Annotated in this window: 24 protein-coding genes; 13 read left to right on the top strand and 11 right to left on the bottom strand. The window is 38.7% G+C overall.

Annotated features, from left to right (window positions below; all coding sequences use genetic code 11):
* The first annotated feature begins 3 nt into the window (after nucleotides 1-3).
* The 4 genes from gatA (at nucleotide 4) to KHA95_RS16010 (ending at nucleotide 5,376) form a co-directional block, all read left to right on the top strand.
* Nucleotides 4-1,449, top strand: a complete 1,446-nt coding sequence (gene gatA / locus KHA95_RS16025) for an Asp-tRNA(Asn)/Glu-tRNA(Gln) amidotransferase subunit GatA (protein WP_213138527.1) — start codon at nucleotides 4-6, stop codon at nucleotides 1,447-1,449.
* A 13-nt stretch (nucleotides 1,450-1,462) separates the two neighbouring features.
* Nucleotides 1,463-2,893 carry an Asp-tRNA(Asn)/Glu-tRNA(Gln) amidotransferase subunit GatB gene (gatB, locus tag KHA95_RS16020; RefSeq protein WP_213138525.1) on the top strand — a complete coding sequence of 477 codons (1,431 nt, stop codon included), beginning with the start codon at nucleotides 1,463-1,465 and terminating at the stop codon, nucleotides 2,891-2,893.
* Between the two features lie 307 nt (nucleotides 2,894-3,200).
* A complete protein-coding gene (locus KHA95_RS16015; protein ID WP_213138524.1) occupies nucleotides 3,201-4,241 on the top strand; it encodes a nuclease-related domain-containing protein in 1,041 nt (346 codons plus the stop codon).
* A gap of 337 nt (nucleotides 4,242-4,578) precedes the next feature.
* The gene (locus KHA95_RS16010; protein WP_213138522.1) at nucleotides 4,579-5,376 is read left to right on the top strand and encodes an arylamine N-acetyltransferase; all 798 of its coding nucleotides are present in this window, start codon (nucleotides 4,579-4,581) and stop codon (nucleotides 5,374-5,376) included.
* 43 nt (nucleotides 5,377-5,419) lie between these two features.
* On the opposite strand, the gene KHA95_RS16005 is transcribed toward KHA95_RS16010, so the two are convergent.
* The 4 genes from KHA95_RS16005 to KHA95_RS15990 all read right to left on the bottom strand — a co-directional run bounded on the left by KHA95_RS16005 (nucleotide 5,420) and on the right by KHA95_RS15990 (nucleotide 8,989).
* Nucleotides 5,420-6,766, bottom strand: a complete 1,347-nt coding sequence (locus tag KHA95_RS16005) for an ABC transporter permease (protein ID WP_213138520.1) — start codon at nucleotides 6,764-6,766, stop codon at nucleotides 5,420-5,422.
* Entirely contained in the window at nucleotides 6,763-7,452 is a 690-nt protein-coding gene (locus KHA95_RS16000; RefSeq protein ID WP_213138519.1) for an ABC transporter ATP-binding protein, read from the bottom strand. Before KHA95_RS16000 ends, KHA95_RS16005 begins: the two co-directional genes overlap by 4 nt.
* A 92-nt stretch (nucleotides 7,453-7,544) precedes the next feature.
* Nucleotides 7,545-8,162, bottom strand: a complete 618-nt coding sequence (locus KHA95_RS15995) for a hypothetical protein (protein ID WP_213138518.1) — start codon at nucleotides 8,160-8,162, stop codon at nucleotides 7,545-7,547.
* Nucleotides 8,159-8,989 carry a hypothetical protein gene (locus KHA95_RS15990; RefSeq protein WP_213138517.1) on the bottom strand — a complete coding sequence of 277 codons (831 nt, stop codon included), beginning with the start codon at nucleotides 8,987-8,989 and terminating at the stop codon, nucleotides 8,159-8,161. Before KHA95_RS15990 ends, KHA95_RS15995 begins: the two co-directional genes overlap by 4 nt.
* Before the next feature lie 78 nt (nucleotides 8,990-9,067).
* On the opposite strand from KHA95_RS15990, the gene KHA95_RS15985 reads away from it, so the two are divergent.
* The 6 genes from KHA95_RS15985 (at nucleotide 9,068) to KHA95_RS15960 (ending at nucleotide 14,044) form a co-directional block, all read left to right on the top strand.
* A complete protein-coding gene (locus KHA95_RS15985; RefSeq protein WP_481748450.1) occupies nucleotides 9,068-9,928 on the top strand; it encodes a D-alanyl-D-alanine carboxypeptidase family protein in 861 nt (286 codons plus the stop codon).
* Between the two features lie 88 nt (nucleotides 9,929-10,016).
* Nucleotides 10,017-10,556, top strand: coding sequence for an RNA polymerase sigma factor (locus tag KHA95_RS15980; RefSeq protein ID WP_213138514.1), 540 nt, complete (start codon nucleotides 10,017-10,019; stop codon nucleotides 10,554-10,556).
* Nucleotides 10,553-11,002: an anti-sigma factor family protein gene (locus KHA95_RS15975; protein ID WP_213138513.1), complete on the top strand. Its 450-nt coding sequence runs from the start codon at nucleotides 10,553-10,555 to the stop codon at nucleotides 11,000-11,002. Before KHA95_RS15980 ends, KHA95_RS15975 begins: the two co-directional genes overlap by 4 nt.
* Nucleotides 10,999-12,084, top strand: coding sequence for a hypothetical protein (locus KHA95_RS15970; protein WP_213138511.1), 1,086 nt, complete (start codon nucleotides 10,999-11,001; stop codon nucleotides 12,082-12,084). Before KHA95_RS15975 ends, KHA95_RS15970 begins: the two co-directional genes overlap by 4 nt.
* Nucleotides 12,081-13,010: a hypothetical protein gene (locus tag KHA95_RS15965; RefSeq protein ID WP_213138510.1), complete on the top strand. Its 930-nt coding sequence runs from the start codon at nucleotides 12,081-12,083 to the stop codon at nucleotides 13,008-13,010. Before KHA95_RS15970 ends, KHA95_RS15965 begins: the two co-directional genes overlap by 4 nt.
* A gap of 119 nt (nucleotides 13,011-13,129) precedes the next feature.
* Complete coding sequence (locus KHA95_RS15960) at nucleotides 13,130-14,044, top strand: diacylglycerol kinase (RefSeq protein ID WP_213138590.1); 915 nt, start codon at nucleotides 13,130-13,132, stop codon at nucleotides 14,042-14,044.
* A gap of 275 nt (nucleotides 14,045-14,319) precedes the next feature.
* On the opposite strand, the gene KHA95_RS15955 is transcribed toward KHA95_RS15960, so the two are convergent.
* On the bottom strand, nucleotides 14,320-14,814 hold the full coding sequence (locus KHA95_RS15955) for a GNAT family N-acetyltransferase (RefSeq protein ID WP_213138509.1): 495 nt from the start codon (nucleotides 14,812-14,814) through the stop codon (nucleotides 14,320-14,322).
* Between the two features lie 291 nt (nucleotides 14,815-15,105).
* On the opposite strand from KHA95_RS15955, the gene KHA95_RS15950 reads away from it, so the two are divergent.
* Nucleotides 15,106-16,092, top strand: coding sequence for a siderophore ABC transporter substrate-binding protein (locus KHA95_RS15950; RefSeq protein WP_213138507.1), 987 nt, complete (start codon nucleotides 15,106-15,108; stop codon nucleotides 16,090-16,092).
* Nucleotides 16,093-16,140: 48 nt separating this feature from the next.
* Here the strand turns inward: KHA95_RS15950 and KHA95_RS15945 are convergent, their stop codons facing one another.
* Nucleotides 16,141-17,742 (bottom strand): DUF2339 domain-containing protein, encoded by a 1,602-nt coding sequence (locus KHA95_RS15945; RefSeq protein ID WP_213138506.1) that lies wholly within the window; start codon nucleotides 17,740-17,742, stop codon nucleotides 16,141-16,143.
* A gap of 92 nt (nucleotides 17,743-17,834) precedes the next feature.
* Here KHA95_RS15945 and KHA95_RS15940 point away from each other — a divergent pair, with 92 nt between their 5' ends.
* On the top strand, nucleotides 17,835-18,542 hold the full coding sequence (locus KHA95_RS15940; RefSeq protein ID WP_213138505.1) for an NAD-dependent deacylase: 708 nt from the start codon (nucleotides 17,835-17,837) through the stop codon (nucleotides 18,540-18,542).
* 22 nt (nucleotides 18,543-18,564) lie between these two features.
* Here the strand turns inward: KHA95_RS15940 and KHA95_RS15935 are convergent, their stop codons facing one another.
* Genes KHA95_RS15935 through KHA95_RS15925 form a run of 3 tightly spaced genes read right to left on the bottom strand, consistent with a single transcriptional unit; the run spans nucleotide 18,565 to nucleotide 21,561 of the window.
* Nucleotides 18,565-19,461: a glycine betaine ABC transporter substrate-binding protein gene (locus KHA95_RS15935; protein WP_213138589.1), complete on the bottom strand. Its 897-nt coding sequence runs from the start codon at nucleotides 19,459-19,461 to the stop codon at nucleotides 18,565-18,567.
* A gap of 2 nt (nucleotides 19,462-19,463) precedes the next feature.
* Complete coding sequence (locus KHA95_RS15930) at nucleotides 19,464-20,267, bottom strand: ABC transporter permease (protein WP_481748454.1); 804 nt, start codon at nucleotides 20,265-20,267, stop codon at nucleotides 19,464-19,466.
* 49 nt (nucleotides 20,268-20,316) lie between these two features.
* Nucleotides 20,317-21,561, bottom strand: coding sequence for a quaternary amine ABC transporter ATP-binding protein (locus tag KHA95_RS15925; protein ID WP_213138502.1), 1,245 nt, complete (start codon nucleotides 21,559-21,561; stop codon nucleotides 20,317-20,319).
* A gap of 382 nt (nucleotides 21,562-21,943) precedes the next feature.
* Between KHA95_RS15925 and rlmD the strand changes: the two genes are divergently transcribed.
* A complete protein-coding gene (rlmD, locus tag KHA95_RS15920) occupies nucleotides 21,944-23,323 on the top strand; it encodes a 23S rRNA (uracil(1939)-C(5))-methyltransferase RlmD (RefSeq protein WP_213138501.1) in 1,380 nt (459 codons plus the stop codon).
* A gap of 204 nt (nucleotides 23,324-23,527) precedes the next feature.
* Here the strand turns inward: rlmD and KHA95_RS22975 are convergent, their stop codons facing one another.
* Together KHA95_RS22975 and ytxJ are read right to left on the bottom strand one after the other, a co-directional pair.
* Nucleotides 23,528-23,638 (bottom strand): putative holin-like toxin, encoded by a 111-nt coding sequence (locus KHA95_RS22975; protein WP_249316967.1) that lies wholly within the window; start codon nucleotides 23,636-23,638, stop codon nucleotides 23,528-23,530.
* A 1,179-nt stretch (nucleotides 23,639-24,817) separates the two neighbouring features.
* Nucleotides 24,818-25,156, bottom strand: a complete 339-nt coding sequence (gene ytxJ / locus KHA95_RS15915) for a bacillithiol system redox-active protein YtxJ (RefSeq protein ID WP_213138500.1) — start codon at nucleotides 25,154-25,156, stop codon at nucleotides 24,818-24,820.
* Nucleotides 25,157-25,436: the final 280 nt, after the last annotated feature.

Genomic DNA, 25,436 nt, shown 5'->3' with positions numbered 1-25,436 from the left:
CATATGTCTTTATTTGATCATAAAATTGCTGATTTACATGAGCTATTACATAAAAAAGAAATTTCGGTTTCTGATCTTGTTGATGAGTCTTTCAAACGGATCAATGAAGTCGACGGTAAAGTGAAGGCATTTCTTACACTCGATGAAGAAAATGCACGCAATAAAGCGAAAGAAATGGATGGAAAAGTAGGAGATCATCCTCTTTTTGGGATCCCTGCTGCGATTAAAGATAATATCGTTACGCAAAACTTGAGAACAACATGTGCAAGTAAAATGCTCGAAAACTTTGATCCGATTTATAATGCGACAGTTATGAATAAGTTAAATGATGCAAATGCAATTACAATCGGAAAAGCAAACTTAGATGAGTTTGCGATGGGCTCAACGACAGAAACATCTGCTTTTCAACTAACAAGAAACCCGTGGGATTTAGATCGTGTTCCTGGCGGTTCTTCCGGTGGATCTGCGGCAGCTGTTGCAGCTGGCCAGCTTCCATTTGCACTTGGAACAGATACAGGCGGCTCAATTCGCCAACCAGCAGCCTTTTGTGGGGTTGTAGGTCTTAAGCCAACTTATGGACGTGTTTCCCGTTACGGTGTTGTTGCTTTTGCTTCTTCATTAGACGTTGTAGGACCGATTACACGTACAGTTGAGGATAATGCGTTAGTGTTACAGACCATTGCAGGTGCTGACCCAGCTGATTCAACGACAGTAGACAAAGAAGTACCTAACTATGTATCGGGCTTAACAGGCGATATTAAAGGGCTGAAAATTGCTGTACCGAAAGAGTATTTAAGCGAAGGTGTGAGTGAGGCATCTCGTCAAGCGGTATTAGATGCGTTAAAAGTTCTTGAAGGATTAGGAGCAACATGGGAGGAAGTATCTCTACCACATTCTAAATACGGCGTTGCCGCTTATTACTTAGTTGCATCTTCTGAGGCTTCCGCAAACCTTGCTCGTTTTGACGGCGTACGTTACGGCTATCGCACACCGAATCCGAAGAACTTGATGGAATTATATAAAAAGACACGCTCTGAAGGATTTGGAGACGAAGTAAAACGCCGGATCATGCTTGGTACGTTCGCATTAAGCTCAGGCTACTATGATGCTTACTATAAAAAAGCTCAGCAAGCAAGAACGCTCATTAAGCAAGATTTTGATCAAGTGTTTGAAAAATATGATGTGGTCATTGGACCAACGACACCAACAACGGCATATAAAATTGGTGAAGCGATGGATGACTTAATGACGATGTATGCGGGCGATTTGCTAACGATTCCAGTAAACTTAGCTGGGGTACCAAGTATTTCTGTTCCTGCCGGTTTAGCGGATGGTCTTCCACTTGGTTTACAAATTATCGGTAACCATTTTGACGAACAAACGATTTTACGCGTTGCACATGCATTTGAGCAAGCAACTAATTTCCATGCGAACAAACCACAATTGTAAGGGGTGAGATGAGATGAATTTTGAAACAGTCATTGGACTTGAAGTCCACGTAGAATTAAAAACCGATTCAAAAATATTTTCACCAGCACCGAATCATTTCGGGGCTGAACCGAATACAAATACAACGGTCATTGACCTCGCGTACCCAGGTGTGTTGCCTGTATTAAACAAGCGAGCGGTTGAATACGGAATGAAAGCAGCAATGGCGCTGAACTGTGAGATTGCAACTGAAACGAAATTTGACCGTAAAAACTACTTTTACCCGGATAACCCGAAGGCATACCAAATCTCCCAAGATGATAAACCAATCGGTGAGCATGGCTGGGTAGAAATTGAAGTCGATGGCGTGAAAAAGAAAATTCGTATTAACCGTGTCCATCTTGAAGAAGATGCTGGAAAATTAACGCATACAGATGAAGGATATTCACTCGTTGACTTAAACCGTGCTGGCACGCCGCTCATTGAAATTGTTTCAGAGGCAGATATTCGTACACCTGCTGAAGCGTATGCATTTTTAGAAAAACTAAGATCGATCGTTTTATTTACAGGCGTTTCCGATGTGAAAATGGAAGAAGGGTCACTACGTTGTGATGCGAACATTTCACTCCGTCCAATTGGACAAGAAGAATTCGGTACAAAGGCAGAGTTGAAAAACTTAAACTCCTTTAACTTCGTGCGCCGCGGCCTTGAGTTTGAAGAAAAGCGTCAGGAAAAGGTTCTTCTTTCCGGCGGAATCATCGAGCAAGAAACACGCCGCTTTGACGAAGCGACAGGCGAAACAATTTTGATGCGAGTGAAGGAAACAGCCGATGATTATCGCTATTTCCCTGAACCAGATCTTGTTCATCTAATTATTGACGATGAGTGGAAAGAGCGGATTCGCGCCGAAATTCCAGAGCTGCCAGACGTACGTCAGAAGCGCTATATCGAAGAATTAGGACTTCCTGCATATGACGCAATGGTACTAACATTGACGAAGCAAATGTCCGATTATTTTGAAGCGGTTGTAGCTGAAGGTGCGGACGCTAAGCAAGCATCGAACTGGCTCATGGGGGATGTGTCTGCATACTTGAATTCCGAGCAAAAGGAATTGCATGAAGTTGCATTAACACCTGCTGGACTTGCTGGTATGATCAAACTTATTGAAGATGGCACGATTTCATCAAAAATTGCCAAGAAAGTGTTCCGTGAATTGATTGAAAACGGCGGAGACGCAGCAACAATTGTCAAAGAAAAAGGTCTCGTCCAAATCTCTGACGAAAGTGCCCTTGTTCCGATCGTGAATGAAATCTTAGATGCTAACGCTCAATCCATCGAAGATTACAAAAACGGTAAAGGACGCGCACTCGGCTTCCTCGTCGGTCAAATCATGAAAGCAACCAAAGGACAAGCAAACCCTCCAATGGTTAACAAGTTACTTAAGCAAGAAATTGATAAGCGATAAATATGAAAATCCAACATTGCCGTATGTACGGTGATGTTGGATTTTTTTCTCGTTATATGGGATTCACCGCAAGTAGAATGAAAAATTGAGTTGGCTTGTAAATCGCTCATAGTAGCTTATAAATATGGGATAGTCGCTTGTATATCTAGGTTAGCGGCTTGTAAATTGAACTAAGTGGCTTGTAAATATAAGAAGACGACTTGTTATTCACATTATTTGCCCGAATATAAGCACACAAACTAATAATTTTAGCGTTTAAAACAAGTTTTCAAGATCATTATTACTAAATTCAGAAAAGGGGAGGATTTTGTTCTATTTTGTAGAAATAAATGTGTATCATATAAAAAGAGGTGGTACTTTGATAAAAAAATATAGAGATATTCCGTATCGGGTTCTGAAATTGGAAGCTTTATTAAGGAGACTCTTGCAAGACCATGCAATACGGGAACAAATTGAAGCGGATTTAGGCGCTCGTCAGGCTGGTATAAGAGGCGAAAAAGCATTGGATTATTACATCGCTCAAATTACCGAAAAGGGACATTTTATCTTCCAAAATCTACGCCTTCCTCTTCCTAATGGATCTTTCTTTCAAATCGATATCCTCTTTCTGTCTCAACGTCAATTCATCATTTTCGAAGCTAAAAATATTAGTGGAGACATCTACATTGATCCAAATCAAATGGAAAGAACATTGGGTGAAACGAAAAATAGTTATTCCAATCCAATTGATCAAGTAGCAAATCAACAATATCATCTTCAAAATTTAATTGAGTCGCACATGAATATTAAATTGCCTGCATATTCATTTGTTGTTTTCACAAATCAAAATTCTACAATTATCCCTAATCCTCAATATCGAGCAATTGCTGAGAAAGTAATCCGTCCTTTGGTTATAAGGCAGAGAGTTGCCATTCTATCAGAAAGAAATCGACGGGACATAATGGAGAAAAAGCAACTGAATAAGTTAGCACGTATTTTATTGAAATTGCATACTCCAGATGATCCTAACATATTGGATAAGTTTCTGATAAATAAAGAAGAGCTGATTACAGGTATTCAGTGCGAGAACTGCAAAAATTTCACTGTACAAAAATATGGACATGCATGGCTATGTACCAATTGCAATGGAATAAGTAAAACCGCTCATTTGCGGGCATTGCTAGATTACTGCTTGCTCATAGGTTCAACAATATCTCGCAAGCAATGTAGTGAATTTCTTCATCTCACCCCATCTGTTTCTTCTAAACTACTTCGTTCTCTCAAGTTACCAACTTCCGGAAAGCTTAAAACCCAAACATATGAACTTTCTATTAGTGATCTGCAAAAAAGAATTGAAGAAACAAAGTAGATTGAATGGATGATTTGTGTCCGGCTTAAGTGGCTTGTAAAAATGTCAAAGTGGCTTATAAACTACGTAAACCGGCTTGTAAACCATACAAAGTGGCTTGTAAATCTGATCAAGTGGCTCGTAAATTACTTCGAATTTGGCTTCAGTACCAACTTTCATGTAAATGTCTCGCGAATTCGTTTATCCGGTCATCCAACATGGCAAAATTGTCACGCTTCTCTCGCATGTTTAGCACGAAAACAATTGCCATGTACGAAATGTAATCGGATCGCCGACAAATTCCGTAAAAATGTTGTATAATATTGACAAAGAAACGTGAAGGGGGAGTGCTTTATCAATGGAACAAGTTGTTAACGCATATTTAAAATATTTACGACTTGATCGCGAGAAACCGAGCTTAAATTATTTGCAACGTCTGATTCAGCACCAGCTTTCACTCATTCCGTATGAATCATTTAGTAAATTCCATTATTACAGTCTCGCCCCTGGTTATATTCCGCCATTGCCAGTGTTTATTCAAAATTTGCTTGATAAAGGGTGGGGTGGGACATGTTTTACGTTAAATATGAATTTTGCCAGATTACTTGCCGAACTTGATTTTGAATGTTCTTTCGTCCGAGTGGAACCGGGGCATTTGGCTATCATGGTTGAATTCCAGAATAAAAAGTTTTATGTCGATGTAGGTTACGGGTCACCGATTATGAAGCCATTGGAGCTTGAATCAAAGCGCCGCCATATGATGCACGGATTTGGTGAAGAAATCATCATTACAAGATTAAGTACGGACGAGTATGAAATTGATCGTCGGGCCAATGGAAAGTCTTTTGTAAAAAAAGTGATTCATTGGATTCCGCTCGCTGAAGCGGATATTAAAGCAGACATTCGTACCTCTTATGAAGATAGTGATGACAATATTACGATGAGACGGGTGACAGCCGTTCGCTTCAATGGGCATCAATGTTTTTATTTGCGAAATGGCGTGTTGAAAGTAATGACCTTTCGCAACATTAGTGAAATCAAAATGAATGATATAAACAAGTGGGCAACTCTCGTTCAAGAGGTGTATCAAATTGATGCAGATATATTATCGGAGTCGCTTCAATTTCTTGAAAAAAGAGGTGTCGAATTATTTTAATGAAAAATGGATGCCGAAAACAGTTCAGCATCCATTTTTGTTATTATATTTCTCTTCGCATTGCCTGTAAAACGTCTACCTTTGTAGCGCGTTCTGCTGGTCGCCAGCCGGAAAAAATCGTGACGATCAAACAAATGGATACACTAATGGCAGTGAGCGATAACGGGATATAAGAAAGGACAATTCCTTCGGGCATCTTCTCATCAAAGATGCTTTGCACAACGAACGGTAAAGCAAAATTGACGAGATAGCTAATTCCATAGGCAACAATCGTTCCAAATACTGCACCGAGAAAGCCAATATAACTGCTTTCGAGTAAAAATACATTACGAATCGTTTTCGGATTTGCGCCGATTGCTTTCATGATCCCAATATCTGGGGCTCGCTCGGTGACCGCCATTGTCATCGTATTATAAATACCGATTGATGCGATGAGCAGAGCGATCGTTCCGATAAACAATAAACCGATTTTCATAATCGTGAACATCATATTGATTTGTTTCATTTCACTTACGATCGAATAGGTAAAATATTGCTCTGCTTTTAATTGATCAACGATCCCAGTGACAGCTTGAACATCATCTGCGTACACTTTTACTTGATCATAATAACGCTCACTCTCGTTATTCGCAGCATGATCTTCACCTAAAGGCTCGGGATAGCCGCCGATATTGCCCGTGAAGTCTTCAATCTTTTTCATTACAGAAGGTGAGATGAACACAGTTGTATCTTTCATCCATTCTCTACCAGGTGCATCAGCAACTCCAACGATTGTAACAGGGATCGTTTTCGACGTTTCTTCACCAGACTCCATCTTCACGACCTTCATATCAAACGTTTTTCCAACTACATCCCCGCTATATGCAAATTCCTCTTTCAATGATCCGTCTTCCTTATACGGATCATCGCCCTCGCCAATTTCTTTTGATAAAAATTCTTGAAAATGGTGTCCTACAATGATTTCATCATCTTTTTCTGGGAGACGTCCTTCAGAAAGCTTAAAGCCTGCCTTGATTTCAGAAGGAAAATCGGTCACAAACGTTTGAGCAGAAGTACTATAATCCTCGGTAATAAATAGAGGCGTTTGTTCGACGGATTTTCTTCGTGTTACTGCTTTTACATGTTCTATCGACTCAAAATGCTCAATATCTTTATCGGTCAATCCGTAATACTCGCCAGCATCATCTGTTCGACCATGAACCTCAATCTGTGTAATAAGCTGATCTTCCATCCGATCTTTAATAATAGATTTATGAAGGCCAAAACCGACCGAAGCTAAAACAATTAGGAACGTGCAGCCAATCGCTGTCGCTAAAATCGTCATAAAGAGCCGCATTTTATTTTTCTTCATATTTTGTCTAACAAAGCGGAATTGATCTTTAAACGTCATCGTATAATACCCTCCAACACTTTTCCGTCCGCAATTTCAATCGTGCGGTTCCCGATATTTGCTACTTTTTCATCATGAGTAATAATAAGAAACGTAATGCCAAGTTCACTATTTAATTTTCGAATAAACTCAAGCAGCTCTGTTTCTGTTTCACTATCAAGACTTCCCGTCGGCTCATCAGCCAAAATAAGCGGGGGATTGACAACGAGAGCGCGAGCAATGCTGACACGCTGTTGCTGCCCGCCAGAAAGTTCGCTCGGATAATGCTCCTTATATTCCAATAAACCAACCTTTGCCAGCGTTTCATCGACTTGCATTTTTCGGCTTTGCTCATCCATACCTTTAAGGACAAGCGGCAGCTCCACATTTTGAAAAGCCGTCATACTAGGGATGAGCTGAAAGTTTTGGAAAATAAATCCGAGATGCTTCAAGCGAAAGTCAGCGAATTTTGATTCATTCAAATCACTAACCTTCGTTCCATCGATCCAAACCTCGCCCTCTTTCGGTTTGATAAATCCGCTAATAATATTAAGCAGGGTAGATTTTCCCGACCCGCTCCGGCCAACAATCGTGACGATTTCTCCTTTATCGACCGTAAAAGAGATATTTTCCAGAACAGGAATCCTATTTTTTTGTCCCTTCTTTCCAATCTCAAATGCATGGCTTACTTGTTTTACTTCAATCACTGTTTTTCCCACCTTTTTACATTGCTACTCTATTAGACGAGGCAAAAGCCCAAATCACTACAAAAAATAAAAAACAGCGAAGATTTTTATTCTCAGCTGTTTTCATACTCATTTGGTTTGGCCCAATATTGTCTTTTACCATCAGCATTCATACTAAGAAATTGACCGCGAAAATCGCGAATGAGAACGAGGAGCGAAATCTCAGCGATAAATGTTGCAATTGACGTGGTAATGAGCAGAAAATATATCGTGGTGTCCGCAACATTAAAAATAAAGTTCACAGCCGTAGCGCTTGCAAGCGAAACGATCATATAAAAGGTTCCTCGTGAATTTGTTTTCTTTTCCATCCATGGGAGTTTTCTGTTTTTGGCCAAATCAATAAACCCATGCAATAAATAAAAAATAAATACAATATGCAATAAGTGATAGATCGTATTGGTGAGCATAATGCCAAGGGATGGCTGTATTTCTTCTAATATATTTATTTGTGGTACGAGTAAATATGGAATCGCTAGGATCGCTAATAAAAATGCAGTTACTTTCGCTTTTAAAAAAGCCTTTGAAAATGGCTGCAGTTCCCCTAATGCAGAGGCAATGAGCAAATAGCCGATAAAGTCTGGCAATAGGTCAATAAAAACAATATTTATATCGAGCAATACAAGCATAAGCCCCCAAAAGATTCGATTGATGACCTTTGGCATATCGATCATTTTTTAGCCTCCCGTACCAAATCTCTCATTTCTTTTTCGCTGATGTATGGTTGGTAAAAAATAGGTACAGCGGTTTTCACGAAATGTTCTCCGTTCTCATTCTTTCCCAAAAAATTAATATCTAGGTTATATACATTTAAGCGATTCATATCATTATCGTCGAAAGAGAATCGATAGGTAAGAGAAAGATCATCACCTTTTGCAAATGAAATGGGGAAGAAATCCTGTTCAGGATCTTTAAGATTCAGTTGCTCATCATTTAACGTAAGTGATATCGTTGAAGGTAGCTCTTCTTTATATGGTGTTTGTAACCCAATCAAGGTAATGTTTTCTTCGGCTTTGATCCTTTGAAATCCATCGTTATCACTCGAACCCCCACCACCCATCCACTCAAAAGGCGCCTCATCTTCTTGCTTATAAAGGATCAGTTTATTGTCACGAAGTGTTTTCGTTTCCCCGTCCGTAAAGAAAACCGTTAATTCATCGAATTCCAATCGATCATCAATCTTTGTTTCGATCTCATCTGGAAACGACAGTCGTACTACTTTATACTCATAATGTGTATACGCTTGAATCGTATATTCATATTCAGGAATCAGCATTACATCCAATCCGGGAATGGTTACCCAAGCAATATCCATTTCTCTATCCGAATATCGGTTCTTAATATAATGAAGATCGATCGTCATTTCTTCCATAAATGGCCGCTCATAGTAATGTTGTAAAAAAATCGGTTCATCTAATTGATTCTTTGCGAAAAATAGATAATTGCCGAGGAGACTCGTTATTACAACCACTATTCCGACGGATAAAATGGTTTTATTCAAGTCAGATCTCCTTTCCATTTTAACAAAAGTGTAGGGATATAGAAATAAAGCACGTCTATATGTAAGAGGTGAATGAAAGTGAAGAAAACAAGAGTGTTTCTATTTATATTATTGATGATCGGAGTTTTATTTTTTTATAAAGATGCAATTATGTTTGCCATCCAACCAGCGCAGGTGAAAATCGATGCTGAGGCAGCTGTCATTATAGATGAAGACACAGGTGAAATCTTATTTGCGAAAAACAAACAGATGAAGCTTTATCCAGCTAGTACGACCAAATTATTAACGGCGTTAGTCGCTTTAGATAAAAGTACGATGGATGAACAAGTGATCGTTGGGGAAGAGGTTTACTTAAGCGTGGATCAAGAAGCTCGTGCGGGCTTATTTGAAGGACAAGCTTTAACGGTGGAAGAGTTATTAGCCGCGATGCTCCTTCAATCGGGAAATGACGCAGCAAGATCACTAGCCGTTTATATTGCGCAAAAGGAGCTTGGTGAACAACGCTCTCCCGACGAAGCGATTCATTATTTTTCCCAATTAATGAATGAGAAGGCTCAAGAAATAGGCGCAACACATTCTCATTTTACGAACCCGCATGGATTGCATGATCCAAATCATTACTCGACAGCGGGCGATATGGCGCTCATTGCTAAAGAGGCGAGGCATCACGTTGAAATTGATCAGATCGTTAGCCAGGAAAAAATTGCAACTGAAAGCCATACGTATATGAATCGAAATCAATTGCTTAACTCGGCAAGCCCTTATTTCTATGATGGGGCGACCGGATTAAAAACTGGATTTACCGATCAAGCCGGGTATTGTTTAGCTTCATCGGCTGAAAGACATGGAAGGAAGCTTGTTGCTGTTGTACTTAATTCTGGCAAGGAGACGGTATGGAGTGATTCGATTTCTCTCCTAGACTATGGATTTGAAAAATGATGAAGAAAAAATGTTATAGTATGGTGTAGTGTTTTTAGAAAAGCTTTACGTCTATATAGATGCAGGTTTGAAAGGGGGGAGAGAAGGATTGGATGAAGCGCTCATCGATAAAATATTACAAGGCAACGATCATGCATTTCGCCTATTAGTAGAAAAATATCGGAACACGGTATTCTATTCTACATATGGCGTACTCAGGAATGAAAAAGATGCAGAGGATGCCGCACAGGAAGTGTTCATGAAAATCTATACTTCTCTCCCCAAATACGAGAAGCAAGGGTTAAAAACATGGATTACGAGGATTGCGGTGAATCATGCGATAGATATAAAGCGGAAAAAGATTAGAAGAAAAGAAGATGAACAAATTGAATATGAGGAATTCCATGCCGAGCCGACGGCAAGCACGGAATGGCTGATTATAAAAAAAGAAAAGCAACAAATTCTTCGGGACAAAATCGAAGAGCTGCCGGAAAACTATCGCGGAGTTGTAAAAGGCTTTTATTTTCAAGACAAAACGTTTAAAGAGCTTGCGGAAGAAGAAAATGTTTTACCGAAATCAATTGAAGTGAAATTATATCGAGCAAGGCAGTGGATGAAGAAGCACTGGAAGGAGGATGATTTTTCATGAAGCATATGACATTAGATAATTGGCTTCAATATGTACAAGACAATCTTGATGAACAAACACGTGTGGAATATGAAAACCATCTATATAGCTGCGACGACTGTTTGGAATTATATTTACAAGCAGTAGAAGTGAATGAAGCCCAGATGCCATCGCTGCCAGCACCAACGGATTTCACGGATGCAATTATGAAGCAAATCGATCCTCCGGCTAAAAAGAAAAAGCCGGAAATAAGAAGGAAACAGACGTTCATTCATTATGCATTGGCCGCGGCGATGACATTATTGCTTATGTCAACAGGCGTTTTTTCACAGTTAATGAATGTCGCTAGTGAATTTGAAAAACAAGAGCATGAACAAGAACAGTCATTTGTCCATGCATTTTTAAATAACTCAATTTCGATCATTGATCAGTTTGAACATAATCTAAACAAGGGGGATGACAAATGAATAAAAATCCGATTATTGCATTTTTGCTCGCATTTTTTCCGGGTGGAGGTTTAATGTACCTCGGCAAAGTATTACGTGGGCTTTTCTATACCGCAACTGTATTTGGGATTCCGATTTTCTCGTTTATTATTGCGGGAATATCATACAATGATGTATTTACGGTATTTGCCTTAGGTGGTGTCCTTCTTTACATCGTTAACTTTATCGATACGGCTGTAACAGCTTCTAAGCTTTATAATCAAGCGAAAAATCCAGGCAACGAAGCAGTCATAGAGAAAAATCCGGAATCTGAACGCTTCTTCACGATCGTTCTTTCCTTTATCCCAGGGCTTGGACATTTTCAACTTGGTCTCGTGTATCGTGGGATGACCTTGCTTGCTACGTTTATCGGGCTAGCGATTATGATTTTGTTTGTAACGGCATTAACGCATCGCAGCGAATTTCTTATTTTCCTTGCATCATTGCCAATCATTTGGATTTATAGCTTTTTTGACGCAATGAAACAACTTGAACGAAAAAATAAAGGTGAACAATTAGTCGATCGTTCGATTTTTGATGACTTTGAAAACCGTGGTTCAGAAGGCAAGAAAAGCAAAACATTTGCGACATTGCTTTCGATTATCCCAGGTGCCGGTCATTTATATTTAGGATTGCAAAAACGCGGCGTTCAGCTCATGGCTGCCTTTCTCTTTTCCATTTATATTCTCGATGTATTGCGGTTAGGCATCTTCCTATTTGTGATCCCGATCATTTGGTTTTATAGCTTTTTTGACGGTTTGCAAAAGGCATCGCGGGCGGATGCGGGACCGATTGAGGATGAGCCGCTCGTATCATATTTCATTAATCATCAACGCTGGATTGGGATCGGGCTCATTGCCTTTGGACTATATTACTTAACGACGAATATTTTGTTGCCAGCTGTAAGCCCGTTTATTGATAGCTTTTTTAATATTGATATTCAATATTGGATTTATCGCTATTTCCAAACGGGAATTATTTGCCTACTCTTTATCATCGGGGGAATGAAGCTGTTAATGGGGAATAAGACAAAGCAAATAGAAAGAGAAGGTGAAGAAGAATGAGGACATGGCGAGTAGGTTCTTTTTCAATGGGAGCAGCCCTTGTGTTGCTTGGTGTATTCCTTCTTTTAGTAGAAGTGTTAAAATGGGACCCAGCGATTGCGATGGTTTCATGGTGGCCTGTTCTCTTCATTATTCTTGGAATAGAAATCCTTTTCTACTTAGGAATGAAAAAGAATGAAGAACAGCAAGTGAAGTATGATTTTATTAGCATTCTATTTATCGGTTTAATTGGTACAGTTGGTCTTGGAATGGCTGTTTTACAAACAACAGGGGTGCTTGAACTATCGAAGCAATTTGTCAGTGCCGAAGAACGAACAATTGATTTGCCAAAATATGAAGAGCAACTGACGGCTGATATTCAACGAGTGGTCATCGAACCAGGTTCATATACTGTCAATATCGAGGCATCTACTGGAAACGAAGCAGTTATATTTGGAACATATTGGGGAAGCATGCAAAAGGGAGCTAGTTCGATCGAAGAGGTCTCTGATTATGCCCTAATTGAAAAACAAGGGGATACTCTATACATGAAACTGAAGCAGATGCCAACAGGCCGATTTATGCACATGCATAATGGTGGTCAATTAGAAGCGACGGTACTCATACCTGCAAATGTAAAGCTTGAAGTCAATGGGGGAAATAACATAACGATCAACCCGCGAGAGTTAAAAGCAGATTGGGCGATTGCGGATATGAGTTATGTAACACTTGATGTAGCTGATCATGCGAATGTATTAATCGAAGCGATTAACATCCAACAATTGGAAGGGAAAGATTGGAAAAAGGAAAAAGCAGCAATGGCTTCTGGGAACGAGGCTGTGGAAGTTGATCACTATGACGAGAGCGGTTTTACAGAAAGTCTCGTTTTCGGATCGGGAGAACATAAACTACAAATCAAAAATAGTTATTCTGTTCAAATTCGATAACATTCGGGCGGTGCCAAGGCACCGTCCGAATTTTGTCGAATTGGATTTAAATGTGATTTAGAGATATAATATATGAAGTAAATAGCAGATCCTTCAGTTAAGGGGATAGTAAAATGAAATTGAAAAGAGCGCGTATTATATACAATCCAACCTCTGGACGGGAAATATTTAAGCGAAGCCTTGCAGACGTATTGCAAAAGCTCGAGGCCGGAGGCTATGAAGCATCATGTCACGCGACAACAGGAGAAGGGGATGCAGTTGAAGCAGCCAAAATCGCTGTTGCGCGTAAATATGATCTCGTCATCGCCGCAGGTGGGGACGGCACAATTAATGAAGTAGTCAATGGCTTGGCCGAACAAGACTACCGTCCGAAGCTTGGAGTAATTCCAACGGGAACGACGAATGATTTTGCAAGAGCATTACAAATTCCGCGAGATATTGACGATGCAGTTGATATTATTCTTACTGGAGATACGATTCCAGTAGATATTGGCCGAATGAATGACAGCTACTTTATTAATATTGCGGGTGGTGGCAGGCTAACTGAACTTACTTACGAAGTCCCGAGTAAACTGAAAACGGTGCTCGGACAATTGGCCTATTATTTAAAAGGAATTGAAATGTTACCATCAATTCACCCAGCAGAAGTAAGCATTGAATATGATGGAAAATTATTTGAAGGCGAAATTATGTTATTTTTAATCGGGTTAACAAACTCGATTGGCGGCTTTGAAAAGCTTGCTCCTGATTCATCCGTAAACGATGGCTTGTTTACGCTCATGATTTTAAAGAAAACAAATCTCGCCGAATTTATTCGCGTCGCTTCACTCGCACTTCGTGGAGAACATATTAATGACCCGAATCTGATTTACGTGAAAGCGAACCATATTAAAGTCAAATCATCAGAAAAAATGCAGTTAAATATTGATGGAGAATATGGTGGTTTATTACCGGCCGAATTTTCTAATCTATACCGTCATCTCGACGTGTTTGTGCCACTTGATAAAATTCGCCCTCAAGACCGGATTGACTGAGAAAAGTGAAAAGCGCTCAATCAGGGGCGACAGTAATAAGACAAGCCAACAGCGATATTTTAAGCTGTTGGCTTTTTACAAAGAAAGTATAAATTTTTCATTGTTTTTATTTTGAAGTAGCGTATTCTTGTCTAGCTCCAGTCACCCAGCGACTAGCTGTACGATAAGGCTCATTCTTCGCCGTGTTTCCTTTAAGGATAGCCGCATGCCGACGCACTAATCTTCTGTTGACGCAGTTTCTACATCGCTAAAACGGGCGCTTGCGCTTTTCTTAATTACAATAATTTATATAAATATAATTCATTGACAGGTTGGCCATTTATTACTAATGAATGATTTTTTTCTCCTTCTACTTCAAATCCGAGCTTTTTATATAATTTCGTCGCTCTTTCATTATAATCGATGACTGTTAAACTTAGTCTTGTAATGCTAACTTCCTTTGCCCAGCGAAACGCTTCTTTAAAAAGTCTTACGGCAATTCCTTGACCACGATAATCTTCAAGTATGCCACAAACGATATAGGCGGAATGACGATTTCGATTACTTGTACCACCGAGAATAATGATATATCCAATCAAGCGATCATTATCTTCAGCAACGATGATGGTAGAATTTCCTTGAAGGAGTATCGCTTCAATTCGCTTTTCTTCTTGTTCTTGGCTCGTTTTACGTTCACCGGGATCGTAGAGCATCATATTCGAAGCATCAATGCTAACTAATAAATTCGCAAATTGCTCAGCATCTTCAAGCCTTATTTGTCTAATGATCATCCATAACTCCCCTTGAAATATACTTTATACAGCTATACTATTAAGAATTTATTATGAATATAATTCCCCTAATATAATATAAACCTATATGTATTTTACCACATTTTTAAAAAATGCAAATTGTAAACCTTTTCATTTGAAAAAAATCAAAAAAAGGATTGAATTAAATTGGAAGTATGATATATTCATAAACGAGAATGAGTTTCATTATCGCGGTGATGCAGAAAAATCAAAGTTCTTATGTCTATGCAATAAGCATTACATAATTATAGATGAAGAGGTGGAAATGGAATGAAGAAGTTATTATCAATCGCAAGTATTGTATTTTTAATGATGGTACTTGCTGCATGTGGTTCAAATAACTCGAAAAACGAGGGAGCTGAGAACAACAATAATAATTCAGCAGATAACGAACCAAAAACAGAAGAAGTAGAAGAAGTAGAGGAGTTAACGATTAAGCATCAATTAGGTGAAACACCTGTTAAAGTAAATCCGGAAAAAGTCGTTGTATTTGACTTTGGTTCACTTGATACTCTAGACAAGCTTGGTATTGAAGTAACAGCACTTCCACAAAACAATATTCCAAGCTACTTGGAAAAATATGAAGATGAAAAGTATGTTAACGTAGGAAGTCTAAAAGAACCTGATTTAGAAAAAATCAATGAAATCAAACCAGATTTAATTATTATTTCTGGAAGACAATCTGATTTATACGAAGAATTTTCAAAAATCGCACCAACAATTTTCTTAGGTGTTGACACAGCAAGATACATGGAATCATTCGAAGAAAATGTAAAAACAATTGGACAAATCTTTGATAAAGAAGCTGAAGCTGAAGCTGAATTAGCAAAAATCGAAGATGATATTAAAGCATTAAATGATAAAGCATCTGCTCTTGATGAAAAAGCATTAATCGTTTTAGCGAACGAAGGGAAAGTAAGTGCGTACGGTCCAAGCTCTAGATTTGGAATTATCCACGACGTATTCGGATTTGCGCCAGTAGATTCTACAATTGAAGTATCTACTCACGGTCAAAGCATTTCTTTTGAATATATTTTAGAAAAAGACCCGGACGTTTTATTCGTTATTGATCGTAGTGCAGCAGTTGGTGGCGAAGCTGGAGCGAAAGAATCGATTGAAAATGATTTAGTAAAAGGCACAAAAGCATATAAAAATGGAAAAATTATTTACTTAGATCCTGACTTCTGGTACCTATCAGGCGGCGGACTTGAGTCTGTTGCACAAATGGTGAACGAAGTAGGAGCAAGCGTCGAATAAGTGTTAAGAAACAAGCAGGTGAAGAAATCTTCACCTGCTTGTTTGCTTCTATTTATAATAGGCTCTCGATACAATCAACCCGACAAGTCCTAGTAGGATGAACAGTGCTGCCCTCACTGCAATCGATACGAAGTGAATATCAATTAAAATAATTTTACCTAGTGTAATAAAGAGAACGCCTACCCCGACATATTTCCCTTGGATGATGGAGCGACTTTTTCCAACAAGCATAAACCCAATCGCAATCACGATCCAAAGTACACTTAACACAATCGGTTCTGTACGGCCGATTCCTTCAACTCCTGTTATGAGAGCGGACAGGTTTGATGTAAACGTAAGAAGAAGGAGCGCAAAATACGGAAAACCAATATGAAGAATTCGTTTGTTTCCTTTTTTTAATGTAGATAAATAATAAAGGGAAAAGCCTGTTGCTGCTAGAAAAACAATCCAATGAAGCATACGCCATGAAATCCACGAATGAATTGGCAATGAAATAATAATTATAAATGCAATTAAATATTGAAATCCAGCTAGAAAATAATGAAATTTACTTTTGTATTTTTTCGCGAGATATAGATAAATAAGACTGGAGCCGACCAATACTTCGTATGCGAAATGGCTTGAGTGGATGAGAGTGAGTAATAATAAACTTATGAATGTATTTGCAATAAAAATCGGTGCTCGCATTGAATCGGATCGATACAAATAATAGGAAATCCCATAAAGCAATGCCAATAGTATAAAAATGATCGATGATTCGGATGTAGTTAAAATAATGCTAATCCATAACGATGTGAATAACACACTAGCAAATAATGTATACGCTTGCCGTTTTAAATGAAAATCGGTTCGAACAAAGCCAATTAACAAAGCGAATTGTTGGAATAAAATCGGTGAAACGGCAATCCATTTATATTCATTTGCAACAGAAGCGAAGTTGAAAAAAATGAGTAAGGAAAGATGCAGAAAAATACCAGAAAAAAAATATAGGGCTGTGTAGCGATAGGTAAGCGCAATCCAAATGAATACAAGGTAAAGCAGCGTTTCATACATAACAAATACAGGAATATTCGGCGTCGTACTTGCAATTAAAAACGGAACGAAAACCCCGCCAATAGCAGACACAATCCCAATGCTTTGTGAGCGATATTGATAGGTGAAATAAACCCCGAGTCCAATCCAAATAATGTTTAGAAGAAACGAGATGGTTGGCCCTGTCATTCCATATAATTGATGCATCGCAAACGTCGTCAACATCAAAACCGGAATCGCCCCACCAAGAAGAACCTGCCCTAAAATGGTCCGTGATTTTTTCAATTGCAATAAACCGAAGATAATAAGGGCGCTTGCAGTAAGAAAACCAATGATGATTTTCACAGCATTAGTTAGAAATCCATAATCAGAAGCAGCTTTAAATCCCCACAAAATGCCAATGATTAATACAAAAATAAATAGTCGGGGCAAGATCTTTTGGAAAATCAGCACATCCCATTCGATCTTTGGCGCATCTTCAGTGGATGTGACTGACAAAGAGGGTGGCGCTTGCTTTATGGGCGTACTTGACTTCGTTACATACAGCTTCTCTTCAAGATAGCGCACGCGCTTTTCCAAATAGTCAACCCGTTCTTCAAGAGTCGGTTTCTTTTCCATCATATCCCACCTTTCACCCCAATCATAGCAATATTCACTCTATTCGTATATAGTGTAGTTGGATGATGACCTTTTAGAAGGAGAGGATTTCATTGTTATCACAATGGTTAAAAGAATCTAATTATACCGTCGTTTTCACAGGGGCGGGGATGTCAACGGAAAGTGGCCTTCCTGATTTTCGATCGAAAAATAGCGGGATGTGGAAGCAAGAAGATCCGAGTAAAATCGCAACGACAGAGGCATTAAATGAAAACGTTGAGCGATTTTTTGAATTTTACAGACAGCGTGTTATCGGTGTAAATGAATGCAAGCCGCATAAAGGCTATCATACTTTAGCTAAATGGGAAAAAGATGGGATTATTCAAAGTATTATCACGCAAAATGTGGATGGATTTCATAAAGAAGCTGGCAGTGAAAACGTAGCGGAACTTCATGGGACGATGAAGCAAGTACATTGCCATACGTGCGGGAAAGAATACGGGAATGAAATGTACGCGGATCAAAAATTTCATTGTGAATGCGGAGGCAAACTCCGACCTTCTGTTGTCTTATTCGGAGAGATGCTTCCTGAAGAGCCCTTTATGAAGGCGGCAGAAGAAAGTGAAAAAGCTGAGCTGTTCATCGTTCTTGGTTCTTCATTAACGGTAAGTCCTGCCAATCAATTTCCGTTAATCGCTAAACAAAATAGAGCAAAGCTTGTCATCATTAATATGGAACCAACGGAATTTGATATGTATGCAGATCTCGTTATCAACGATCGCAAAATTGGCGAAGTGTTGCAAGAAAGCCAGCCCTATTAAAAGGACTGGCTTCAGGATTATATTATTCTTTTAAATCTTCAATCGAGTCAATGTCCATATAAGCAGGGACTGTGAGTCCAATTTTTACGTTTTCCATACTAATCCCAATATCTACAAATTTGCCTTCGAATTTTTCAGCATATGTTTTGTGTGTAACAGGTAACCAACCAGCGAGAGATGCGTCAGCACTTCCGTCAGCAATCGCTGACCACATTGGTCCTGCTTCAACTTGCGAGATCGTCACGTCATAGCCTAAATCTTCTAGGACAAGCTTTATAACATTTGTACTTGCAATTTCACTATCCCACGCAACGTAGGCAAGTTTAAATTTGTCCCCATCGACTTTATTTACTCCATCTGTCCACTCAGCAACCTTTTCTTCATTTGCATCAATCCAATTTTGTGCAGCAACTTCAGGTTTTTCACCATCCTGAATTTCAAGCATTACCGCACCCATATCAGCGTCTTCCCAATGGAATTGCTGCAACAATTTATATGCTTCTGGATGGTCTTCTTCCAGATTCAAACGTCCGATTGAATGGATCTCTTCCGCTCCACCGTAAACACCTTTCGGATCTTCTAAATATTTTAAATCATACTTAGCAAATTTCCAGTGCGGATTCCAGCCAGTAACAATAATCGGCTCTTCTTTGTCATATGCCTTTTTTAATGCAGCGGTCATTGCTGCACTAGAGCCTGATACAAGCTCCCAATCATCCAATTCATATTCTTCGATAGCTGTTTCTGTTGTTTCCATAATTCCTGCACCAGGGTCGATTCCTGTAATTTTATAACCAACACTTTTACCGACAGAATCTGAACTTTCTCCTGAACCTGTATTTGCACTATCACTTCCACAAGCGGCAAGTCCAATTGCTAGTAGTGCGACTGTTCCAAGTCCTGTTATTTTTTTTGCTATATTCATGATACCATTCCTCCTCGTTTTTGTTTTCCTGCGTGTTGTGTAATTCGATCTAAAATGATCGCAACGATGACGATTGCTAATCCTGCTTCAAAGCCTACACCTGTTTTTAATTGTGTTACTGCTCGATATACTTCTTCACCGAGACCAGGTGCTCCAACCATCGAAGCAATGACAACCATTGATAAAGCGAGCATAATGCTCTGATTAATACCTGCCATAATCGTCGGCATCGCTAATGGGATTTGAACTTTAAATAATTTTTGACTAGTCGTCGACCCAAATGCTTCTGTCGCTTCAATTAAGTCTTCTGGTACTTGGCGAATACCCAATGTCGTTAGGCGAATCGTTGGCGGCATTGAAAAAATGACTGACGCAACAATACCAGGAACGACCCCAATATTGAAAAAGAAGATCGCTGGCAATAAGTAAACGAATGCGGGCATCGTTTGCATAAAGTCAAGCACAGGCGTTACGATTCGTCGCGCCGTATCATTTTGCGAAGCCCAAATGCCAATTGGAATTCCAAAGGCAATGGAAATGATGACCGAAGTTAAAACGAGCGCGAGCATTTGCAACATAGGATTCCAAAAGCCTAAATAGTCGACAATTAAAAAGCCGATAAGTGAAAAGATCGCAATTTTTCTTGTAGAAACCCACCATGCGAACAATCCAAATAAAATCGCTAATATAATAGAAGGAATAAACCCGAGACCTGCAACAATCCCATTTACGGTTCCTTCTAACAAGGCGGTTATGCCATCAAAAACGTTCCCGAACGTAGCAATGAGCCAATCAAGCATTTGATCGATCCACGAAGCTAGAGGGATTCTTGGAATTAATGTATCCAAATTAATTCACCTCCCGTAATTCATGTTTGTCTGGATCGTCTTGCCCATTAATAAAATGATCGTCACCGGATAGCGCACCAATGAGTGCTCCGCGAATGATGATCCCCTGAAGTCGATGTTCTTCATTTACTACCGCAACTGGAATAGGAGTAGTAGAAACAAGGTTGAAAAGGTCTGTCAACAATGTATTAGAAGGTACAGTAGAAATATCTTTTATGAGGACTTCCTGAAGAGTGCGACCTGCCTCTGAAGCAGCATTTGCATCTTGAGCTGTAACTGCACCAAGCAGTCTATGTTGACGATCAACGACATAAATGGAAGAAATACCAAGATCCTTCATTAATCGAAGAGCCACTCGTGGGCCTCTATCAATTTGAACAGTTTCTGCACGTTTCATAATATGTCCGGCAGTTAATACTTTTGATAGATCCACATCTTCAACGAATCTCTCTACATAATCATTTGAAGGATTCATTAAAATTTCTTCTGGCGTGCCAATTTGCACGATTTGTCCATCTCTCATCAAGGCAATACGATCACCGATCCGTAATGCTTCATCAAGGTCATGTGTTATAAAAATAATCGTTTTACCCATTTCATCGTGAAGCTGCAATAATTCATTTTGCATATCTTTACGAATAAGTGGATCCAATGCACTGAATGCTTCATCCATGAGCAAAATATCAGGATCATTTGCTAAAGCTCGCGCTAGTCCAACGCGTTGCTGCATTCCTCCACTTAATTGATCAGGATATTGATGTTCATAGCCAGCTAATCCAACAAGCTGTAATGCTTCAATCGCTTTTGCCTGACGTACGTTCTTTTGGATACCTTGTACTTCTAATCCGTATTCGGTATTTTCCAAAATCGTACGATGGGGGAATAGAGCAAATTTTTGGAAGACCATTCCAATTTTTTTACGTCGAACATTTCGAAGCTGCTCTTTATTCATTTGAACAATATCTTCCCCATCTAACAATACATGGCCGGAAGTAGGTTCAATTAATCGGTTTAACATCCGAACAAGTGTAGATTTTCCACTACCTGAAAGTCCCATAATGACAAAAATTTCGCCATCATACACATCAAAGTTGGCTTGATTTACACCAACGGTAGTACCGGTTGCTTTTAATATGTCGGCTTTAGACTTGCCCTCTTGTAAGAGCTGATTTGCTCTTCGAAGATTTCTGCCAAACATCTTTGTTACATTTTTCACTTCTATTTTTTTATTCCTCGTTCCATCCATGATCTCACCCCTTAGTCATATTTATATTTTCAACGACTTATACAAGTGTAGTAGAATTCAAGCTTGTAACACAAATGTCATATGCCTTGATTTTCTATGTGTTACATCGTGTCAGATTAGACTGAGTAAGTAAAATGCAAGTGATGCTTACAAATGCTCCAGATCCCTTTCATTTCCTTACCAACTTCATTTTTATTTGAAAATTTAGTCTAATTTAAAAATAGGGATAATATCGATGGGCGGGTAAGGGGAAGAGGCGTTTCATATAGGCTTGTGCAACTTTCATATAAAATTGTACGTTCGAAAAAACGTGCGAATTCCGTCAGCCTTCTTTGTATGCTACAATCAAATCACCGAATTCAGTATGAAAAGGAAGAACATAATGGCAAAAGTACAAGCACCGATTAAGAAAAATGATTATATTGATGTCATTTTTGAAGATTTAACCCATGATGGCAATGGAGTTGCAAAGATAGATGGATATCCGCTTTTCATTCCAAATGGCTTGCCGGGAGAAAAAGCAAAAATCAAAGTGACAAAATTAAATAAAGGATATGGCTTCGGAAGGTTAATCGAGCTTTACGAAGAAAGCGATCATCGAGTAGAACCGCCATGTTCCATTTATTCCCAATGTGGCGGCTGCCAGCTTCAACATTTAAGTTATGAAGGGCAATTATTGGCGAAAGAAAAACAAGTTCGTGATGTTTTGGAACGAATCGGAAAATTAAAAGAGATAAAAGTCCATCCAACATTAGGGATGGATACACCTTGGCGTTATCGTAATAAATCTCAAGTTCCGATCGGGGAGCACGAAGGCGGACTCATTGGCGGTTTTTATAGACAGCGTACACATGACATCATTGATATGAAGGAATGCTTCATTCAGCTTGAGGAAAATGATATCGTTTTGCAAAAAGTAAAAGCCATTTGCGGAAAATATGGCGTAAAAGCATACAATGAAAAAACAAATAAAGGGACGCTTCGACATGTCATGGTACGCTCCGGTAAAGTGACGGGAGAAATCATGGTTGTATTCATCACACGAACGCAAGATTTGCCGAATCAAAAGAAAATAATTGAAGAAATTTCCCGGGACATAATTGGTATAAAATCAATTGTACAAAACGTAAATCCTAAGCGAACAAATGTAATTTTCGGTGAGAAAACGAAAGTGTTGTGGGGAGAAGAGGTTATCTATGATTTGATCGGCGATATTAAGTTTGCGATTTCAGCTCGTTCATTCTATCAAGTGAATCCCGAACAAACAAAGGTGCTCTACGACAAAGCCTTAGAATACGCCAACCTAAGTGGCGAAGAAACAGTCATTGACGCATATTGCGGAATTGGAACAATCTCTCTATTCCTTGCCCAACAGGCTAAAAAGGTATACGGAGTCGAAATTGTCCCCGAAGCAATCGAAGACGCAAGAAAAAACGCTGAACTCAATCAGATGACAAACGTTGAATTTGCTGTCGGAGAAGCAGAGGTAGTCATTCCTGATTGGTATAAAAAGGGAATTGAGGCCGATGTCCTCGTCGTTGACCCACCACGCAAAGGCTGTGACCAATCCCTGCTCGACACGATCATTAAAATGAAACCGAAAAAAGTCGTCTATGTTTCGTGTAACCCTGCAACGTTGGCACGAGATTTAAGGATATTAGAAGATGGTGGATATAAAACGATGGAAGTGCAGCCGGTCGATATGTTTCCGCAGACGATGCATGTGGAGTGTGTTGCCTTGATGTCACGGGTGGAGAAATAGAGAAGTTTTAAATAGAAACCAATCTGCATAGATAGGTGTAATCCAAGTATGCTTGTGGTAAACTAAGCATATACTAAAAAAGACCGGGTGCGACAACACCCAGTCAATGCAGCTGACATCCGCTTGAAGTGCGGTTGGCCAGTAAAAGACATAAGGTGTTACAAAGAGTAACCACTCAGCTTCCTGGACAGTAGCGGAGGGTGGTTACTTTTTTCTGTTGATGAATAGAGCAATCATCGCAACAATAGCTGTTGCTGCTGTTGCGAGGAATATACCAAATTGAAAAAGCATATTCATTGCATCGTATGTCACCATGTAAACACCCCCTTTCTCAAGGGAGTGCCAACCGCCCATCCGCTGTATTTAGCTGCACCTACTATTCTATCATGTTGAATACAGAAAACGAATAGAAACAGATAATGATTACTGTAGACGGTTCAATAAATTATTAATTCCAAAAAAATATGAAAAAACGCATAGAAAACAGGTGAAAGGGTCATTTTCGAATCAAAAATCCTCCATTTTGGGAGGTGGGTCGGTGAACATTATTTTAACTCGGACGAAGGAATGCGGGTTGGGGGCTGTGGGAAAGTTTATTGACTATATGTTAATTACACAAGAATAAAGATTGATATACTAACGTTAAATGAAACATCTATTTGTCAACTTGCCATAATAGGTATTTTCTTGTTTGTGGAATCAGATCAAGTTTATGTTGAAAGTGGTTAGGTGAATTGATGAAAAGATGTCGGTTTAGTGAGTATATACATTGGATTTTCCGTCCCATATAAAGTGAGAAAAAAATGAAGAACTACCTTTAGGTAAAATGGATAATTACTTAAAAGTAGTTCTTTATTTGAGTAGGAAAGATATATAAATCATAAGAGCGTTGAAAGTAAAAAGTAATTTTTAACCCACATTAACGGACGGTAAGATTTCTACTTCAAATTTAGGGAAAGTGTAAGAATATGTAGAATATCAACTGCTCGTATAATCCCGATTGGTTCAACTCCAATTAGTGGTGGATGAGGAAATTCCTCCATTAATTGGAGTTTCATTTTACAATAAGTCTTTCTAATTTCGTTTATAAAATCCTAATGATAATAACTGACCGATTTTTTTCCAAAATCGTATAAAAACAATGTAGTTATAACTATTAATTTTATTAGTCCTCGTTTGGCTATTCATTCATTCATCGCTGACTATTACAAATCTAATAGGCACTTTTTCTAAGTGGAAATGGTGTTAGCAATTTTGGTAATCTAGTTCTCTGCTAATGATGGCGCACGTAATTCCAATGCAACATGATCAATAATTTCATATAAATCTTTTTCCGTAGGTTCTGTTATTCTCCTCTGCAAGAGTATATCCTGCCATTTTCAATAGTTCCTCAGTTTGTTTCAAGTCCAATTCAAAAGCAATTGCAAAGCATAATAACTTCAAAGAAAGATATTTCATCTCTAAAGTAATGCTACACATCTAGCACCATTTAACTTAGTCTATAACAGCTTTCATATGCGCTTTTGTCACTGCCCAATGAGTAGCTGACCAATATTTCGCTTTATTTTTAATGTAAATAATTTGCGGTGATTCATGCTTCACATTTAAATCAGTTTCGATTTTATTAGAAACAGGACGAGATTCTCTTACTTTAACTAACGTATAATCAATATTTTGATCTGGATTATCTTCCAAATAATCGTTATACTCATCTAACGCATTGAAACTAACCGGACAAGTTGTACTATGTTTAAGAATAACTTGGTCTTTTTCTGCCGACTTTTCTAAGATAGCATCCCATTCTTCGAGTGTGGTAATTTCCTTCCATTCCATTATAAAATGTCCTCCCTTTAGATAAAGATATATTTATATTCTTATTTCTAATATAGTTTACGACAAATTAATGTGATTTCAAAAGAACGTGCTTATATTAAAAAATCATATGGTAAAAGGGCGAAGTGTAATCATTTTCTTTGGAAATAGTAATAAAAGCAAAAATAAGAATTAAATTGAAATTACTGAGATCTCAAAGCTCAACTTTAAGAGAGCTGATTATTCATGGTAATGTTAATATAATAAGGTTAGAATCAGATTCTTAATATTTTTTTGATAA

Source organism: Bacillus sp. FJAT-50079 (genome assembly GCF_018343515.1).
Classification (GTDB): Bacteria; Bacillota; Bacilli; order Bacillales; family Bacillaceae_C; genus Lederbergia.
This window is presented reverse-complemented; position numbering and strand designations above follow the sequence as displayed.